We start from the raw sequence: 17,706 nt of genomic DNA on the forward strand, positions 1-17,706 counted from the left end.
ATATCTTTAAAAGAGTGCTAATTTCGGTCGTTTAAATTCCGTCTCCTAAACTTTTTAGTTTTTCAGTATTTTCTGCAAGCATCAATTCGTCAATAATTTTCTGAATATCCCCATTCATAATATTAGGTAAATCATATAAAGACAAACCAATTCTGTGATCTGTAACTCTACCTTGTGCATAATTATACGTTCTAATTTTTGCACTTCTATCTCCAGAAGAAACCATAGAACCACGTTTTAAAGCATCTTCTGCGTTTTTCTTCGCTAATTCCATATCGTATAAACGAGAACGTAAAACTTTAAAAGCTTTCTCTTTATTTTTATGCTGACTTTTTTGATCTTGACATTGTGCAACCAAACCAGTTGGAATATGTGTTAATCGAACTGCAGAATACGTTGTGTTTACAGACTGACCTCCAGGACCTGAAGAACAGAAAAAATCGATTCTTACATCTTTTGGGTTAATCTCTACATCAAATTCTTCTGCTTCAGGAAAAACCATACAGGTTGCTGCTGATGTATGCACTCTACCTTGTGTTTCAGTTTGAGGAACTCTTTGTACACGATGCACACCAGCTTCAAACTTTAAAATTCCATACACATTGTTTCCTGTAACTTCGAATTGTATTTCTTTAAAACCACCATTTGTTCCTTCAGAATAATCTACTGTAGAAACTTTCCAACCTTTACTTTCACAATATTTAGAATACATTCTAAACAAATCTCCAGCAAAAATACTAGCTTCATCTCCACCTGTACCTGCTCTTAATTCTACAACTGCGTTTTTGGAATCTTCTGGGTCTTTAGGAATCAATAAAAATTTAATTTCATCTTCTAATTGAGGTATTCTAGTATTGGCTTCCTCCATTTGCATCTTAGCCATTTCTGTCATTTCAGGATCAGAACCGTCTGCAATTATTTCTTTAGCCTCTTCTATATTGCCTGTTAATTCTCGGTATTCTTCACCTTTTTTATTAACATCACCTAAATCTTTATATTCTTTCATCAATTGCGCATAACGCTTTTGATCCATGATAATTTCTGGCTGAATAATTAAATCAGAAACCTCATCATAACGTTGCTTAACAATTCTTAATTTATCTAACATCTTCTACTCTTTTCTTAAGGTGCGAATTTACAAATTTTATTCGTAATTATTTTTTATTTTCATTTAACTATATTTGATAAAAAATCTTTCTATAATGAAAAAATTGCTTTTATTTAGTTGTTTTATGTTGATGCTATCATGTACTAAAAATAGCAACTTAACACAAAAACCTACTTTTTTAATTGGAGAATGGAAGCGTTTGGACGATAAACCTGGCAACCAAACTTATGAAATGTGGAACACTAATTTAGTTGGAATGGGGTACACAATTACAGACTCAAAAAAATCTTTTCAAGAAACATTGGCAATTGTTACTATTAAAGATACTTTATATTTAGAAGTAAGAGGTATAAATGAACAACCCACGCTTTTTAAATTTACGGAACAAACAGATTCTTCTTTTGTTTGCGAAAATCCGCAGAATGAATTTCCTAAAAAAATAAAATATTTTTTAGACAATAAACAGTTGAAAGCTATTATTTCTGCTGAAGATTTTAGAATAGATTTTATTTTTGAAAAAGTGCATTAAATTACTTTTTTACTTTGAGATTGTAAAATAAAAAGTGGTTCCTACTTCTTCTTCGCTTTCAAGCCAAATTTTACCATTATAAAATGTTACTATTTTTTTTACGATAGATAATCCTATTCCAGAAGAAGAACTTGTGCTTTCTAATTTAGTGAAAACTTTAAAAATTTGATCAAAATAAGCAGCTTTAATACCAATTCCATTGTCTTTTACAAAAAACTGATACTGATTTTCTTTTTCAGTGAAACCAATTTCAATATTTCCATTTGGTTTGTTGTTGTATTTAATGGCATTTTGGATTAAATTCTGAAAAAGTTGACTAAATTTCCAATTATTTCCTCTTAAAATCGGTAAATTTTCTTGAACTTTAATGGTAATGTGTTCAGGAATTAAAATTAATTTTAAAACTTCTTGAATAATAGAATTTAAATTGACTGTTTGATTTTCAGAGTTTTGATTATCTATAGTTGAGTAATCTAAAATTCCATTAATTAAATAATCTAACTTTTCTACATTAAACAACACTTCGTTTAAAGGCGCTATAGAACTCTTTTCTAAAATTATCTTATTATCTTCTTTAAACCAAGTAATTAGAGTATGTATATTTATAAGTGGCGCTTTTAAATCATGAGAAACCATTTGAGCATAATCATTTAATTGCTCGTTTTGGAGTGATAAACTTTTTAATAATTCTTCTTTTTTTTCTTTTTGTTGTTTAATTAATTCTTCTTGCTCTTTTCTTTGGATGACATTTACAAGCATATTTGCGAAAACAAAAAGAATGTTTTTTTCATTTTCTGTATATTTATGAATCTGTTTAACCGAATCGAAACCAACAAAACCTATAAGCTCGCCATTTTTAATTTTAGGAATGGCAATTAAACTTTTAATTCCCTGAGGTTGTAATATATTATATAATCCTAATTTACCTTCTTTAGGTAAAAGACTTACATCTTCTACATAAAATGCTTCACCATTTTTATGAGAATTTAACCAAAAATCTAAATGTTCTAAGGGTATTTCTTGTAAGTTTTCGATTTCTGCTTCAATCCCTTTATTACACCATTCGTAGGTGTTTTTTGTAGTATTTTTATTAAAATCGTACGTAAAAATATAGCTTCTATCAGCACCAACAAACTCTCCAATTTGTTTTAAAGATTTTTCTATAAGTTCATCTATTTTAGATAAATCTGCATTAATGTATTTTGTAGAAATACTAATTAATAAATCTTGAAAGCGTAATTGATAATCGATAATTTTATCTTTTTCGCTTTTTTGAGTATTCATTTATAATGTTTTTAGGCTGTTTTTACTTACAATTAATCAAAAACCACAAAAGTAGGTTTATTTTAATAATAAGTTTGAAATTAAAATGGTTTGAAAATTTGATAAATCAACTTTTATTTATTTTTAAGGTAATAAAAAAAGAGCAGAAACATATATAACTACTCCAAATCCTTTTTAAAATCGATGATTAGTTTTTGAACTTTCTTATTGTCTAAAACAATTGGGTAAATTTCTTTTAAAATTACGTGGTATTCGTAATCTAAATTTAGCCCTACAATTAAATGATTAAAACCATAATTTTCATTATTTAAAGTCAAAAACAAACCTGCCAATCTATATTCTATTTCAGCAAAGTTTTTATATATTTTTTGAGCATCATACAAGACTGAAATCGCTTTATTAAAATCACCTAAAAACGATAATACATCAACTAAAGCTATATAAATTTCAAGATCGTTATTCCCTAGCTCCAAGCATTTCTCGAAACCAGATACTGCTTCTTCATAAAAATTAAGCTTCATTTTAATTTCTGAATATCGTTTCCAATAAGCAGAATTATCATCATCTATCTTTAAGGTTTCTGCAATATAATAGGCTGCTTTTTGGTAATTTTTATCATCATAATAAATATCAGCTAGTAAAATCCAACCTTTTTCTAATAAAGGATCTTCGTGAACGGCTTTTTTATAGTACGAAATTGCAGCATCATATTTGTCTAATTTTTTATAACATTCTCCAATCCTAATATTAACAAATGCTGTAGGATCGTCTATATTTAACGTTATTAAATAATTATCAATAGCTTCTTGGTATTCGCCTAATTCTTCTAACGTTTTTGCTTTTTCTAAATAACCACCAATAAAATGTTCATCAACTAAAAGAGCATAATCAAAAGCAATTAAAGCATCTTTATAATTACCTAAAATATAATGTTGGCATCCTAATTGATGCCAAGCAACTTCACTATATGGGTTTTTATCTATGTAGCTATTTAAATATATAATTGCCTCTTTATGTTCTTTTTTCATATCAAAACAATACACAATGTTACAAAGTGCAAGATAATCATCAATATGTGCATTTATACAATTTATAAAGTTTAAACGTGCGTTTTCATAATCGTCTAAATACAAACATTCCATCCCTATTAAAGTCCATACATAAGGTTTATCGAATGTAATGGGTAGTGCTTTTTTTAGGTTGTTAATTGCTTCTTCATGATTACCAGATTTAGAATCTATAAGAGCTCGTTGTGTATAAACTTCAAAATTATTTGGTTCTAATTCTTCTATTTTCGATAAAATTAAAATGGCTTTATCAACCTCATTATCAAAGACATGCATCTCAACTTGAAAAAATTTCAAGTCAGTAGATTCAGGATGTTGTTCTAAACCTAACTTAATTGCTTGTTTTGCAAGCGCGTGCTTACCCATATCTAAATATTGGATAATAATATCCTCAAACTCATCCAAATCAAAAAAATAGACATTTTTGGTTTTGAGCATCGATTCAAATTTTGTTAAAGACATACTTACTAGATTCGAATTATTAATCTAAAATACTACAACTCTTTTGAAAGACATTAAAAAGGATTTTTTGTTTTCAACAATTTAATTAACAAGAAATATACGAAAAATTTTTAACATATTAAATTGATAAGAATTGAACTTACTTCATTTAAAAATATTAAAACTTACTTTTGATGAGTAAAATCTATGATATTTTGTTAAATTCGAGCCTGCTTATATTTTGCGCATACGTTTATTTACCTTAATTTTGATTCTAGCAACTATCCTCTTAAATTTGATAGCTTTCTTATGAGCAAAAAAACTTTATTAAACTCAAAAGATATTGAAATTATCCTTCATAGATTGGCTTGCCAGCTAATTGAAAATCATAACGATTTTTCTAATACTGTGTTAATTGGCTTGCAACCTAGAGGAACTTTTTTGGCAAATCGATTAGCAAATTTGTTAAAAACAGCTTACAATATTAAAGATTTAAAATTGGGCTTGTTAGATATTACATTTTACAGAGACGATTTTAGAAGAAAAGACACACCTTTAGCTGCAGAAACTACAAAAATCGATTTTTTAATAGAAAATAAAAAAGTGGTTATTATAGATGATGTACTTTTTTCTGGTAGAAGTATTAGAGCTGCTTTAACTGCAATTCAATCTTTTGGAAGACCAGATTCTATTGAACTATTAGTGTTAATTGACAGACGATTTAGCAGACACTTGCCAATTCAACCAAATTATAGAGGCAGACAAGTAGATGCCATTAACGAAGAAAAAGTATTAGTTTCTTGGAAAGAAACACATAAAAAAGATGCTGTATATATTGAGCAAACATAAATATGGATACATTAAGCGTAGAACATTTATTAGGCATAAAATATCTGAATGAAAATGATATTAACCTTATTTTTAAAACTGCAGATCATTTTAAAGAAGTAATTAACAGACCTATTAAAAAAGTACCTTCTTTAAGAGATATTACGATTGCCAATTTATTTTTCGAAAACAGTACAAGAACAAAACTTTCTTTTGAATTAGCAGAAAAAAGGCTTTCTGCAGATGTTATTAATTTTTCTGCTGGGCAGTCTTCCGTAAAAAAAGGAGAAACTTTAATTGATACCGTAAACAACATTTTAGCTATGAAAGTAGATATTGTTGTAATGCGTCATGGAAATGTTGGTGCAGGTGTTTTCTTATCAAACCACGTAAATGCAAAAATTATAAATGCTGGAGATGGAACGCATGAACACCCAACGCAAGCCTTATTAGATTCTTATTCTATTAGAGAAAAACTAGGTTCTGTAAAAGGAAAAAAGATTGTAATTATAGGCGATATTTTACACTCTAGAGTTGCTTTATCAAACATATTTGCATTGCAATTGCAAGGTGCTCAAGTAAAAGTTTGTGGCCCAACAACCTTAATACCAAAATATATTACAAGTTTAGGAGTTGAAGTGGAAACTAATCTTAAAAAAGCTTTAGAATGGTGTGATGTTGCCAATGTTTTACGGGTGCAAAATGAAAGAATGGATATAAAATATTTCCCATCTACCAGAGAATACACACAACTTTTTGGCATAAATAAAGAAATTTTAGACAATCTTGGCAAGAAAATTGTTATAATGCATCCAGGACCCATTAACAGAGGTGTAGAAATTACAAGTGATGTTGCAGATTCTGATCAATCTATAATATTGAATCAAGTTGAAAATGGTGTTGCTGTAAGAATGGCTGTAATTTATTTATTAGCGCAGCAAATTAAAAGGTAAAAGTTAGAAGTTGGAATAAATAGAATGTAAAATGAACATCAAAAATAAAGAGTCTTATATACTTATTTCTTCGGATGAAAATTCATTCTCAGAATTCTATGCTTTATTTTTAGAAAAAGTAGCAATTTATAAAAAACAACATATCGTTTTAAAAATTTCTGATAAAATAAACATAACTAAAGAAGATTTTTTATTATTTTTAGATGTTGCAGCAGAAAAAAAGAAAGAAAAAACATCTTTTGTTATTGTTTCTGACGCTGTAAATATGGATGATTTTCCTGAAAACTTTAATATTGTACCTACTTTAATTGAAGCAGAAGATATTATAGAAATGGAAAATATGGAAAGAGAATTAGGCTTTTAAACCCCAAAAATCATGATAAAAAAATTACTTTTTACACTTTTATTATTTGTTTCTCTTCTTGGGTTTTCTCAAGAAAAAACAATTGAAGATATTTCTACAGCTCCAAATCCTTTTACTATAAGTACAAATATTACATTTTATACAGCAACAAAATCGACTATAACTTTAAAAGTTAAAAATGTTTTAGGTAAAACTGTATTTAAAAAAGAATATGAAACTAAAATTGGTAAAAATGCTATTGTTTTTTACAAAAACGATTTAGCTGCTGGCATGTATATTTATAGCATTCAAAACGAAGAAAGTATTACTTCTAAACGTTTTGTAATTCAATGAGTTTAAGCCTTACTATTTTAGGCTGTCATTCAGCAACTCCTAGAGCAAATGCTTTTCCTACTTCACAATATTTAGAAATAAATAACCGCCATTTTTTAATAGATTGTGGTGAAGGCACTCAACGTCAAATGCGTAAGTATAAAGTTGGTTTCACTAAAATAAATCATATTTTTATTTCTCATTTGCATGGAGATCATTTTTATGGTTTGGTTGGTTTATTATCTACTTATGGAATTTTAGGAAGAGAAAAAGAATTGCATATTTATGGTCCAAAAGGCATTAAAAAAGTAACGCTGTTACAGTTAAAAATCTCTGAAAGTCATGCTAAATATCCAATGATTTTTCACGAATTAACATCCAAAGAAAGTGAACTAATTTTTGAAGACGATAAAGTTTCTGTGCGAACAATTCCTTTAAAACACAGAGTTTATACAAATGGTTATTTATTTACTGAAAAGGAAAAGCCTTTAAAATTACATATTGATAACATCAACAATTATGATGAAATTGATAGAGCTGATTTTAACAATATAAAAGCTGGTAAAGATGTTGTTTTATCAACTGGAGAAATTATTCCAAATGCTGAACTTACTTTACCACCAAAAAAAGCATTAAGTTTTGCTTTTTGTAGTGATACAGTCTATAAACCAAACATTATTCCTATCATAAAAAATGCTGATCTTTTATATCATGAAGCTACTTTTTTAGCTGACAAACAAGAATTGGCAAAAAAAACAAAACATTCCACATCAAAAGAAGCTGCACAAATTGCCAAGGATGCTAATGTTGGTCAATTAGTTGTTGGGCATTATTCAGGACGATATAAGAATATTGACTTGTTTAAAGAAGAAGCACAAGAAATTTTTGAAAATTCAGAATTAGCAATCCCTGGAAAGGTTTTTACGATTCAATAAATTCTCTTATTTTTTTTAGATCAACAGAAATATTTTAATATTGGTTTGTAGATAACAATACTAAAGTACAAGCAATTTCAGATTCTATCTGATTATTTTTTAACAGTTTTATAAACTCCATATTTTCTGTTCCAGGATTAAAAATTACTCTTCTTGGTTGTAAACTAATAATATAATCATAATACTCTTCCTGTCTTTTAGGATTTAAATATAAAGTAACAGTATCGATGTTTTTATAAGCCACTTTTTCATCATCAATATCAACATCCAAAACTTTTCCTTTTCTTAAACCTAAAGCTAAAACTGATAAGTTTTTATCTCTTAGTCTTTTTATAGCAATATTTGAATATCTATTTGGATTTGTGGAAGCACCAATTACTAATGTTGTATTATTCATAATTCTAAAATAGGTTAAACAAAATTAAAATCAATTATAAAATTTGTAATTTTAATTGAATAATTTAAATATACTTAAATAAAAAATGATACTTTTGTTAAAAAATTGTTAATTACCTCTACGTTTTAGTATTACTAAGCCTACATATGGAAATAAAAAAGATTAGTTTCTTATTTTGTTTTTTGTTTGCAATTACTGTTGTTTCACAAAATAATAAGAAAAATACAGGTATTATATCTGGTATCATATTGGATTCTAAATCAAACAAAAAGCTTGCATACGCAACAATAGTTTGTAAGGACAAACACAATACTATTTTAAATGGTAGTGTTACAAATAAAAAAGGTGAATTTAAAATAACTCAACTCCCTTTAGACTCCATTTTTTTAAATATTCAATTTATTGGCTATAAGAGTTTTGATAAAAAAATCTTGCTAAGCGAAAAAAAACCAAGTTTTAATTTGTCTAAAATTTATCTTCAAGAAATTATAGTAAATTTAGATGAAGTTGTTGTTGATGCAGAAATTTCTGTAACAGAACAAAAAATTGATAGAAAAGTTTATAATGTTGGTGAAGATTTAAATGCAACTGGCTCAAATTCTTTAGAATTGTTAGAAAATATTCCATCTATACAAGTAGATTTTCAAAACGGCACCATTAATTTAAGGGGTAATAATAATGTAAGGGTTTTGGTTGATGGTAAACCTTCCAACTTATCTTCGGCTCAATTATTAAAACAAATTCCTTCTTCATCTGTAAAAAGTGTTGAAATTATTACCAATCCATCAGCGAAATATAATCCTGAAGGAATGAGTGGTATTATTAATATTATTCTGAAAAAAAACACGTCTATTGGTTTTAATGGAAGTGTAACTTTGGGTGTAGAACAAGGCATAAATACGAGACCAACTGGTTCTTTTGATTTTAATTATAGAGTTCATAAATTCAATTTTTATGGGAATTATGGTTTAGATTTTGGAAAGTTCGAAACTATTTCTTTTTTAAACAGATTGGATAAAGATTTAAAACAGGACATTAATTTTTTAGATAACTCCACCACCAATTTCGCTAAAATTGGTGTCGATTTTTACATCAATCCAAAAAACACACTTTCTTTTTATACCACACAAAGCAATACAAATACCGACTTTTTTGTAGATACAAAAACAGTTTTTGACGGAAATTTAATTTTTGATTCAGAAAATTTATCAATCTTTAAAAACAGAGAAACTGCTTATAATTTAGATTATAAATTAGATTTTAAAGAAGATGGCGAATATATTGAGTTTGAAGTAAACTATACTAAAACCGACAATCCACAAGAAGATAATATTACCGAAAATTTAAATAGAAACAATCGAGAATTCAATTTTACAAATACAACTGTAAGTGATAACTCCATCTTTTTAGCAAATTTAGATTACGCAAAACCCTTAAAAAATGGTGTTTTAGAATTGGGTTTAGAAGCTAGAATTCAAAATGTTTTTAACGCAGTAGAAACTAGTCAAGAAATACAAACTGGAGCAGGCCAGCCATCTATTCGTCAAGGAAACTCAGCATTAACTTACGATAGAGAGATTTATTCAGGGTACATCAATTTTTCTAAAGAATATAAAAAAATAAGTTGGCAAGTAGGTTTGCGTTTTGAGCAATTTGCTTTAGATGGCAAATTTTCTAATACAGAGCAAGCTAATTTAGAAGCCATTTCAGATAAAATATTTAGCGTTTATCCATCAACTTATTTAACTTTTACACCCTCAGAAAAAAATCAATTTCAAATAGGTTATAGCAGAAGAGTAGACAGACCAAGTATTGGGCAAGTAACACCAATTCAAGAATGGAATTCTCCTTTATCTATTTCTGTTGGAAACAGGAATTTAGTGCCACAATTTACCAATTCGTTCGAACTTAATTATACAAGAACTCTTGAAAAAGGGTCTATAAATCTTGGCACTTTTTATAGAAGAACATCAAATTTAATTGGAAGAATTTTTAATGTTGATGCTACAAACGAAGACCGACAAATAATTTCGTACGCAAATTTTGATAGTGCAGAAAGCTATGGATTTGAATTCTCATCTAGCTTTAAACCTTTTTCTTGGTGGACTTTAAGACCAAGTGCAAATCTTTATTTTCAAGACAATCAAGGATATATTAATAATAATTTAGAAGTAGCTAATAATACGTTGTTTACTGCAAGAGTTAGCAATAGTTTTAAAGCTACTAGCAAACTTCGTTTTAGTTTATCAGCTTCCTACAGAGGAAAAAATGAAACTGTTTTAGCGAAGGTTGATGATTACTATTTAGTAAATCTTTCTGCAAGATATTCAATTTTAAAGGGTGATGGTTCAATAACTTTAAGAGGAACAGATATTTTTGATGGCTATAAAATAAATTTCTTAAGCACAAATCCATTTGAGCAAAATGGCCAATATACTTTAGAATATAGCAGTATATATTTAGGTTTTACTTATAATTTTGGGAAAGGTAAAAATAGAGAAAGAGCAAGAAAATATAGAGAAGAAAACGAAACTCAAGGAAGTGGAGGCGTTTTGTAATCGTTTTAAAAAATATTTTAAATTATATTAAAAAAAGAAGTCATTAAAAATATTAATGACTTCTTTTTGATTTTGCCCTTTTCAAAATTAAATGCTTATTTTTTTAACACATAATTTTATTCGTATTAAAAAAAATCACTTTTCATTAGTGGCATCAAAGGAAGCTTTTAGCGCTAAAGAAACATTGATTAAACAAAAAAATAAAATTAAAATTGAATTTATTTTCGAGCTTCCAAAAGGAATAAAATTCATAAAAACATTCATACCAATTACAATTAAGCAAATATTTGATATCAATAATAGTACTTTATATTTTTTCTTCATCATTTTAAATATCGGAAAAACTTACCATCGAATTACAACAGAACCCCAAGTAAAACCACTACCAAAAGCAGCTAAAACAACCAAATCATTGTCTTTAATTTTACCCATTTCCCAAGCTTCAGTTAAGGCAATAATTACAGAAGCTGCAGTTGTGTTTCCATATTTTTGAATGTTATTGTGAACTTTATCATCACTCAAACCAAATTTCTTTTGAATAAATTGTGCAATTCTCAAATTCGCTTGGTGAGGAATTAACATATCAATATCTTCCTTCTTTAAATTATTGGCTTCTAAACCTTCTACAATAGCTTCCGAAAAACGAACAACTGCATGTTTAAATACAAATTGCCCATTCATATAAGGAAAATACGATTGATCTTCTGGGTTATTTTCTGCAATAATTTCTGGAACCCATCTTCCAGTTGCTGGGCCATCTAACATTAATTCTCTTGCATGAGAACCTTCTGAATGTAAATGAGATGATAAAATTCCTTTACCTTTTTCTTCACTTCTAGATAAAATTGCTGCTCCTGCTCCATCACCAAAAATTACAGTAACTCCTCTACCTCTAGTCGATTTTTCTAAACCTCCAGAATGATTTTCTGCACCAATTACCAAGATGTTTTTATACATGCCTGTTTTTATAAATTGATCTGCCACAGACATTGCATAAATAAACCCAGAACATTGGTTTCTAACATCTAAAGCACCAATAGTTGGCATCTCTAACATATCTTGCACACGAACTCCACCTCCTGGAAAATACATATCTGGACTCAAAGTTGCAAACACAATAAAATCGATATCATCTTTTGTTAAACCTGCTCTTTCAATGGCAATTCTTGCAGCTTTTGCACCCATTGAAGAAGTATTGTCATCGGTTTTTGGATCTATCCATCTTCTTTCCTTGATTCCTGTTCGTTCTTGAATCCATTCATCTGAAGTATCCATAAACTCTTTTAAGTCGTTGTTGGTTACAACATTTTCTGGAACATAATATCCTAAACCAGTGATTTTTGAATTATACATAATTTATTGAGCTGTATTTTATTATTTGTCTTTTTTTAACATACAAAAATAGTGAATTTTCAATTTATAAACTATTATTGGATTTTTGTTTCTTTCTGTCATCTTGTCATAATATAATCTTTGGTATTTTTTTTGACTACTTGTAATCACAATTAAAAAAGTCAAATTAAATACATATAAAATGGCAAAAGGAAATATTAATGTATCTGTAGAAAATATTTTTCCACTGATAAAAAAATTCTTGTATTCTGATCACGAAATCTTTCTACGTGAATTAATTTCTAACGGAACAGATGCAACTACAAAATTGAAACACTTAATTTCTATTGGCGAAGCTAAAACAGAATTAGGTGATGCAAAAATTACAATTTCTATTGATGAGAAAGCAAAAACCTTAACAATTAAAGATCAAGGTTTAGGAATGACAATGGATGAAGTTGAAAAATACATCAACCAAATTGCGTTTTCTGGAGCTGAAGAATTTTTAGAAAAATATAAAGATGATAAAAACGAAACAGGTGTTATCGGACATTTTGGTTTAGGTTTTTACTCAGCTTTTATGGTAGCAGAAAAAGTAGATATTTTCACAAAATCTTTTAAAGACGAACCTGCTGCACATTGGAGTTGTGATGGTTCTCCTGAATACACATTGGTTGAGCATGACAAATCTGACAGAGGTACAGAAATTGTTTTACACATTGCAGAAGATTCTTTAGACTTTTTAAAAGAAGATAAAATTAAAGGTTTACTAAACAAATACAATCGTTTTAACCAAGTGCCAATTAAATTTGGAACTAAAAAAGTAAACGATCCAGATTTTACGCCTGCAACTACAAAAGATAAAGACGGAAAAGAAACAACTGAACCTCACAAACAAATTGAGGTTGATAATATCATTAATAATACTGAACCTGCTTGGACAAAAGCGCCTGCAGATTTAAGTGATGAAGATTATACGAATTTCTATAGAGAATTGTATCCAATGCAATTTGAAGAATCTTTATTTCACATTCACTTAAATGTTGATTATCCTTTTAACTTAACAGGAATTTTGTTTTTCCCAAAGTTGAGCACTTCTATGGATATGCAAAAGGACAAAATTCAATTATATCAAAATCAAGTGTATGTAACTGATAATGTTGAAGGAATTGTGCCAGACTTTTTACAAATGTTAAAAGGTGTTATTGATTCTCCAGACATTCCTTTAAATGTTTCTCGTTCTTATTTACAGGCTGATGGTGCTGTAAAGAAAATATCAGGATATATTACTAAAAAGGTTGCTGATAAATTATCTTCTTTATTCAAAAAAGATCGTCCAGATTTTGAGAAAAAATGGAACGATATTAAAGTAATTATTGAATATGGAATGTTGTCTGAAGATAAATTCTTTGACAAAGCAAAGAAATTTGCATTGTATCCAACAGTTGCAGATTCTTATTTTACGTTTGATGAATTAATTGAAAAAACAAAAGATGCTCAAACTGATAAAGATGGGAATCACGTAGTTTTATATACTTCAAATAAAGAAGCACAACACAGTTATATTGAAGCTGCAACAGCTAAAGGTTATGAAGTTTTAGTATTAGATTCACCAATTATTTCGCATTTAATGCAGAAATTAGAAGGTGGAGATGCTAAAGTGAAGTTTACGAGAGTAGATTCAGATTTTATTGATAATTTAATCAAGAAAGATGAAACTACAATTTCTAAATTATCTGACGAAGAAAAAGAAACTTTAAAGCCAATTATTGAAGCAAACGTTCCTAAAGAAACGTATACAGTTCAATTAGAAGCTATGGATTCTGATGCTTCTCCTTTTATAATTACGGTTCCAGAATTTATGCGTAGAATGAAAGAAATGCAAGCTTCTGGTGGTGGAGGAATGATGGGAATGGGTAATTTCCCAGATATGTACAATTTAGTGGTAAACACAAATAGTCCATTAATTGCGAACATCTTAAACGAAAAAGATGAAGCTTCTCAGAAACACTTAATTTCTCAAGCTTTTGATTTAGCAAAATTATCTCAAAACCTTTTACATGGTAAAGAGTTGACGAGTTTTATTAAGCGTTCTTACGAATTGATTAAGTAAAAACTATAATTTGTTATGCTGAATTTACTTCAGCATCTCATAAATATTTTAAACCTCCTTGTGAAAACTTGGAGGTTTTTTCGTTTAAAAACAGTAGTTTAGTATCAACCAAAAATCAATATTAAAAATGATTATAGACGTACACACGCACCTTAATAATTATCATGAAGATAGAGTAACATCAATTACCGAAAGTTTAGATTTATTATCTAACACAATGAAGGACAACCATGTAGACTATGCCCTTATTTTATCATCTTACAAAGTAAACGAACACAGACCCAGCACAAAACAAGTAGTGGAAGCTGTAAAAGGATATAAAAATTTAGGTGTTGTTGCAGGCATTAGTTATTTGCATTATAATTATAAAGACATCATAGAAATTAGTCAATATCTAAAAGAAGGCCATATAAAAGCTTTAAAATTTTATCCTGGTTACGAACCTTTTTATCCAAATGATATTCGCTTTAAACTTGTGTATGAAATGGCTATTGAATATGATGTGCCAGTGATGTTTCATTCTGGAGATACGTATGCACCCAATGGAAAAGTAAAATATTCTCATCCCTTACATATTGATGATTTGGCTGTAGATTATCCAGATTTAAAAATTGTAATTTGTCACGTTGGGAATCCTTGGATTAAGGATTGCATGGAAGTTGTTTATAAAAACAAAAACGTGTATGCAGATATTTCTGGTTTGGTTTTAGGCGATTTTTCTTACAAGTTCGAACGTTACATGAAAAAGGAAATCGAAGAAATGATTATTTATGCTGGGAACCCAAAATATTTATTATATGGAACAGATTGGCCAATTTCTAACATGAAATCGTATTTACAATTTATGAAACAATTAGATTTACCCGAAGATAAAAAAGAATTAATTCTTTGGCAAAATGCTGCAGAATTGTTTAAAATTGATGTTAAGGAATTGAGGTAAAAAAGTATATTTTAAATTGAAACTAATAATAATAGTAATAATAATTGATTAATAAATTTTGAAAAAATATGAAAGCAATAAAAAAAATCGGATTCATAATTTGCTTATTAATTTTAGCCTCCTGCTCTTCAACAAAGAATATTTCCACTATTGATAGAGATGGGAGTTCATTTGAAAAAGCAATTATAGTAAACAGCATTTCAGAAGAGTATGAATATGCTAGAAAAGTTTGTTCAAATTGCCAATTATTAGGTCAATCTTTAACTTTTAATAAGAAAAAGAAACCTTTTGATGTTTTAGAATTTAAAAAAGAAAATGACGAAAAAGTTTCCTATTATTTTGATATTTCTAAATTTTTCGGAAAAGGATTTTAAATAGTTTACTTTTATTAAAAATTAACCACTACAAACGAAATGCAACTAACAAACAAAACAGTTTTAATTACAGGAGGTGCTTCTGGTATTGGTAAAATAATGGTTCGTTTGTGTTTAGAACGAAAAGCAAAAGTGATCATTTGGGACATCAACCAAACAGGAATTGACAACACAATAGCAGAATTCAAAAACCTTGGCGAGATTTCTGGTTTTGCTGTGGATGTTTCAAACCCAATACAAATAGAAGAAACTGCACAAAAAGTGAAACAAGAAATTGGTTTTGTTGATGTTATTATTAATAACGCAGGTATTATTGTTGGTAAATATTTTCATGAGCATTCAAGTAATGAAATTGATAAAACAATGGCAATTAATGCCAATGCTCCAATGTATATCACCAAAGCTTTTTTAAGTGATATGTTGCAGAAAAACACAGGTTATATTTGTAATATTGCTTCTTCTGGAGGTTTAATCTCGAATCCAAAAATGGCAGTTTATGTAGCAAGTAAATGGTCTTTAATTGGCTGGTCTGATAGTTTGCGTGTTGAAATGAAACAGCTTAAAAAGAACATTAAAGTAACTACAATAATGCCTTACTATATTAATACAGGCATGTTTGATGGCGTAAAATCATCTAAAATAAAAATTCTAGAACCTGAAGCAGCTTCTTTAACAATTATTAAAGCGATCGAGAAAAATAAAAAAATGGTTACAATTCCTGGTTATTTATACAGATTTGTAAAAATTGGGCAAGCAACAATGTCCATCAACTTTTTTGATTGGTTTGCAGGTTCTGCTTTAGGAATTTACAAAACAATGGACGCTTTTACTGGCCGTAAAAAGTAGTAAAAATTTTCGAAAACGATTGTTTCAATTAAACTACCTTTGTAAAAAAATAATCAATGCAGTTTACTGAGTTTCCTTTCCAAACATCCATCTTAAAAGCAGTTGCTGAAGAGCGTTTTCACACACCAACTTTAGTTCAAGAACAAGCAATTCCTTTAGTTTTATCGAAAAAAAATGTAATTGTTTCTGCACAAACTGGTACAGGAAAAACAGCCGCTTTTGCGTTGCCAATTATTCAATTGTTGCTGGATAAAGAAGTTGATGAAAATGAAACTAAAAAGATAAAATCTTTAATTGTTACACCAACTCGTGAGTTGGCAATTCAGATTTTAGAGAATTTTAAAAGTTACAGCAAATACACAGCATTAACTACTACTGCTGTTTTTGGAGGGGTTTCTTTAGAACCTCAAAAAGAAGAATTAGCAAAAGGAATTGATATTTTAGTAGCAACTCCAGGAAGATTAATTGATTTGCATTTACAAGGTTATATCGATTTAAGCTCCATTGAAATCTTTGTTTTAGATGAAGCAGATTTAATGCTAGATATGGGTTTTATCAATGATGTAAAAAGAATTGAAAAGCTTACACCAAGAAAAAAACAAACCTTATTATTTTCGGCAACTATTCCTGAAAAAATTGATGAGTTAGCAAAATCTGTGATTAAAAACGCAGTTAAAGTTGATATAAATCCTCAAGAAACTACTGCAAAAAACATTGGTCAGTTATTGTATTATCTACCAAAAAAGCATAAAACAGAGTTGTGTTTAAATTTATTGAGACATACAATTAACGGAAAAATTATCATTTTTAGACGCACCAAAATGGGCGTTGATAAATTAGAACAAACACTTTTAAAAAATGATTATAAAGTAACGAGTATTCATGGTGATAAAACTCAAATCGTAAGAAACAAAGCGATTATTGATTTTAAAAATAAAAAAGTTAATATTTTAATTGCTACAGATGTTGCTGCAAGAGGAATTGACATTACAAATGTAGATGCGATTATCAATTTTGATATTCCAAATGTGCCAGAAACCTACATTCATAGAATTGGTAGAACTGGTAGAGCTGGTAAATCTGGAATTGCTTTTTCATTTTGTTCACCAGATGAAAATGGTTATATTAAAACGATAGAAGCTTTAATTGAAAAACCAATTAAAATTATTACAGATCATCCTTTTATCATCAACAAACCAAAACACAAAAAACTACAACCCAATACAATTAGCCAAAATAAAAAAGGTAGAAAATCTGAAAATTCTAAAAAGAATAAAAAACGTTGGTATTAATTAAACTTTGAAAGATTAATTAAATTTATCCCA

17 protein-coding genes are annotated in these 17,706 nt (G+C 28.5%); 12 read left to right on the forward strand and 5 right to left on the reverse strand.

The genetic code is table 11. The features are described from left to right. Positions 1 to 31: 31 nt before the first annotated feature. Entirely contained in the window at positions 32 to 1,108 is a 1,077-nt protein-coding gene (gene prfA, locus LPB03_RS05625; RefSeq protein ID WP_065318869.1) for a peptide chain release factor 1, read from the reverse strand. 94 nt (positions 1,109 to 1,202) lie between these two features. Here prfA and LPB03_RS05630 point away from each other — a divergent pair, with 94 nt between their 5' ends. Continuing rightward, complete coding sequence (locus LPB03_RS05630; protein WP_065318868.1) at positions 1,203 to 1,637, forward strand: DUF6265 family protein; 435 nt, start codon at positions 1,203 to 1,205, stop codon at positions 1,635 to 1,637. Positions 1,638 to 1,646: 9 nt separating this feature from the next. Here the strand turns inward: LPB03_RS05630 and LPB03_RS05635 are convergent, their stop codons facing one another. Further along, entirely contained in the window at positions 1,647 to 2,921 is a 1,275-nt protein-coding gene (locus LPB03_RS05635) for a GAF domain-containing sensor histidine kinase (protein WP_065318867.1), read from the reverse strand. 158 nt (positions 2,922 to 3,079) lie between these two features. Next, complete coding sequence (locus tag LPB03_RS05640) at positions 3,080 to 4,426, reverse strand: tetratricopeptide repeat protein (protein WP_231953139.1); 1,347 nt, start codon at positions 4,424 to 4,426, stop codon at positions 3,080 to 3,082. A gap of 312 nt (positions 4,427 to 4,738) precedes the next feature. On the opposite strand from LPB03_RS05640, the gene pyrR reads away from it, so the two are divergent. From pyrR to LPB03_RS05665, 5 genes are read left to right on the forward strand one after another with little or no spacing between them, the layout of a single operon-like run. Beyond that, positions 4,739 to 5,278 carry a bifunctional pyr operon transcriptional regulator/uracil phosphoribosyltransferase PyrR gene (gene pyrR, locus LPB03_RS05645; protein WP_065318865.1) on the forward strand — a complete coding sequence of 180 codons (540 nt, stop codon included), beginning with the start codon at positions 4,739 to 4,741 and terminating at the stop codon, positions 5,276 to 5,278. 2 nt (positions 5,279 to 5,280) lie between these two features. Beyond that, on the forward strand, positions 5,281 to 6,210 hold the full coding sequence (locus LPB03_RS05650) for an aspartate carbamoyltransferase catalytic subunit (protein ID WP_065318864.1): 930 nt from the start codon (positions 5,281 to 5,283) through the stop codon (positions 6,208 to 6,210). A gap of 31 nt (positions 6,211 to 6,241) precedes the next feature. After that, positions 6,242 to 6,574 (forward strand): hypothetical protein, encoded by a 333-nt coding sequence (locus tag LPB03_RS05655; RefSeq protein WP_065318863.1) that lies wholly within the window; start codon positions 6,242 to 6,244, stop codon positions 6,572 to 6,574. A gap of 12 nt (positions 6,575 to 6,586) precedes the next feature. Next, a complete protein-coding gene (locus LPB03_RS05660) occupies positions 6,587 to 6,907 on the forward strand; it encodes a T9SS type A sorting domain-containing protein (protein WP_065318862.1) in 321 nt (106 codons plus the stop codon). Further along, entirely contained in the window at positions 6,904 to 7,821 is a 918-nt protein-coding gene (locus LPB03_RS05665; RefSeq protein ID WP_065318861.1) for a ribonuclease Z, read from the forward strand. The genes LPB03_RS05660 and LPB03_RS05665 overlap by 4 nt, the downstream gene beginning before the upstream one ends. A gap of 34 nt (positions 7,822 to 7,855) precedes the next feature. On the opposite strand, the gene LPB03_RS05670 is transcribed toward LPB03_RS05665, so the two are convergent. Beyond that, entirely contained in the window at positions 7,856 to 8,218 is a 363-nt protein-coding gene (locus LPB03_RS05670; protein ID WP_065318860.1) for a CoA-binding protein, read from the reverse strand. 146 nt (positions 8,219 to 8,364) lie between these two features. Between LPB03_RS05670 and LPB03_RS05675 the strand changes: the two genes are divergently transcribed. Then, complete coding sequence (locus tag LPB03_RS05675; RefSeq protein ID WP_065318859.1) at positions 8,365 to 10,776, forward strand: TonB-dependent receptor; 2,412 nt, start codon at positions 8,365 to 8,367, stop codon at positions 10,774 to 10,776. 345 nt (positions 10,777 to 11,121) lie between these two features. Here the strand turns inward: LPB03_RS05675 and LPB03_RS05680 are convergent, their stop codons facing one another. Beyond that, positions 11,122 to 12,129, reverse strand: a complete 1,008-nt coding sequence (locus LPB03_RS05680; protein ID WP_065318857.1) for a 3-oxoacyl-ACP synthase III family protein — start codon at positions 12,127 to 12,129, stop codon at positions 11,122 to 11,124. Between the two features lie 181 nt (positions 12,130 to 12,310). Between LPB03_RS05680 and htpG the strand changes: the two genes are divergently transcribed. The 5 genes from htpG to LPB03_RS05705 all read left to right on the forward strand — a co-directional run bounded on the left by htpG (position 12,311) and on the right by LPB03_RS05705 (position 17,673). After that, a complete protein-coding gene (gene htpG / locus LPB03_RS05685) occupies positions 12,311 to 14,221 on the forward strand; it encodes a molecular chaperone HtpG (RefSeq protein ID WP_065318856.1) in 1,911 nt (636 codons plus the stop codon). Between the two features lie 127 nt (positions 14,222 to 14,348). Further along, positions 14,349 to 15,161 carry an amidohydrolase family protein gene (locus LPB03_RS05690; RefSeq protein WP_065318855.1) on the forward strand — a complete coding sequence of 271 codons (813 nt, stop codon included), beginning with the start codon at positions 14,349 to 14,351 and terminating at the stop codon, positions 15,159 to 15,161. Positions 15,162 to 15,229: 68 nt separating this feature from the next. After that, positions 15,230 to 15,535: a hypothetical protein gene (locus tag LPB03_RS05695; protein ID WP_065318854.1), complete on the forward strand. Its 306-nt coding sequence runs from the start codon at positions 15,230 to 15,232 to the stop codon at positions 15,533 to 15,535. A 39-nt stretch (positions 15,536 to 15,574) separates the two neighbouring features. Next, a complete protein-coding gene (locus LPB03_RS05700; RefSeq protein ID WP_065318853.1) occupies positions 15,575 to 16,381 on the forward strand; it encodes an SDR family oxidoreductase in 807 nt (268 codons plus the stop codon). A 56-nt stretch (positions 16,382 to 16,437) separates the two neighbouring features. Beyond that, positions 16,438 to 17,673, forward strand: a complete 1,236-nt coding sequence (locus LPB03_RS05705; RefSeq protein WP_065318852.1) for a DEAD/DEAH box helicase — start codon at positions 16,438 to 16,440, stop codon at positions 17,671 to 17,673. Positions 17,674 to 17,706: the final 33 nt, after the last annotated feature.

The sequence above is a fragment of the Polaribacter vadi genome (assembly GCF_001761365.1).
In the GTDB taxonomy this organism is placed as follows: Bacteria; Bacteroidota; Bacteroidia; order Flavobacteriales; family Flavobacteriaceae; genus Polaribacter; species Polaribacter vadi.

Bases quoted from the DNA above. Each gene is read 5' to 3' on its own strand.
- prfA (WP_065318869.1), bottom strand. From the start codon at position 1,108: ATGTTAGATAAATTAAGAATTGTTAAGCAACGTTATGATGAGGTTTCT.
- LPB03_RS05630 (WP_065318868.1), top strand. From the start codon at position 1,203: ATGAAAAAATTGCTTTTATTTAGTTGTTTTATGTTGATGCTATCATGT.
- LPB03_RS05635 (WP_065318867.1), bottom strand. From the start codon at position 2,921: ATGAATACTCAAAAAAGCGAAAAAGATAAAATTATCGATTATCAATTA.
- LPB03_RS05640 (WP_231953139.1), bottom strand. From the start codon at position 4,426: ATGCTCAAAACCAAAAATGTCTATTTTTTTGATTTGGATGAGTTTGAG.
- pyrR (WP_065318865.1), top strand. From the start codon at position 4,739: ATGAGCAAAAAAACTTTATTAAACTCAAAAGATATTGAAATTATCCTT.
- LPB03_RS05650 (WP_065318864.1), top strand. From the start codon at position 5,281: ATGGATACATTAAGCGTAGAACATTTATTAGGCATAAAATATCTGAAT.
- LPB03_RS05655 (WP_065318863.1), top strand. From the start codon at position 6,242: ATGAACATCAAAAATAAAGAGTCTTATATACTTATTTCTTCGGATGAA.
- LPB03_RS05660 (WP_065318862.1), top strand. From the start codon at position 6,587: ATGATAAAAAAATTACTTTTTACACTTTTATTATTTGTTTCTCTTCTT.
- LPB03_RS05665 (WP_065318861.1), top strand. From the start codon at position 6,904: ATGAGTTTAAGCCTTACTATTTTAGGCTGTCATTCAGCAACTCCTAGA.
- LPB03_RS05670 (WP_065318860.1), bottom strand. From the start codon at position 8,218: ATGAATAATACAACATTAGTAATTGGTGCTTCCACAAATCCAAATAGA.
- LPB03_RS05675 (WP_065318859.1), top strand. From the start codon at position 8,365: ATGGAAATAAAAAAGATTAGTTTCTTATTTTGTTTTTTGTTTGCAATT.
- LPB03_RS05680 (WP_065318857.1), bottom strand. From the start codon at position 12,129: ATGTATAATTCAAAAATCACTGGTTTAGGATATTATGTTCCAGAAAAT.
- htpG (WP_065318856.1), top strand. From the start codon at position 12,311: ATGGCAAAAGGAAATATTAATGTATCTGTAGAAAATATTTTTCCACTG.
- LPB03_RS05690 (WP_065318855.1), top strand. From the start codon at position 14,349: ATGATTATAGACGTACACACGCACCTTAATAATTATCATGAAGATAGA.
- LPB03_RS05695 (WP_065318854.1), top strand. From the start codon at position 15,230: ATGAAAGCAATAAAAAAAATCGGATTCATAATTTGCTTATTAATTTTA.
- LPB03_RS05700 (WP_065318853.1), top strand. From the start codon at position 15,575: ATGCAACTAACAAACAAAACAGTTTTAATTACAGGAGGTGCTTCTGGT.
- LPB03_RS05705 (WP_065318852.1), top strand. From the start codon at position 16,438: ATGCAGTTTACTGAGTTTCCTTTCCAAACATCCATCTTAAAAGCAGTT.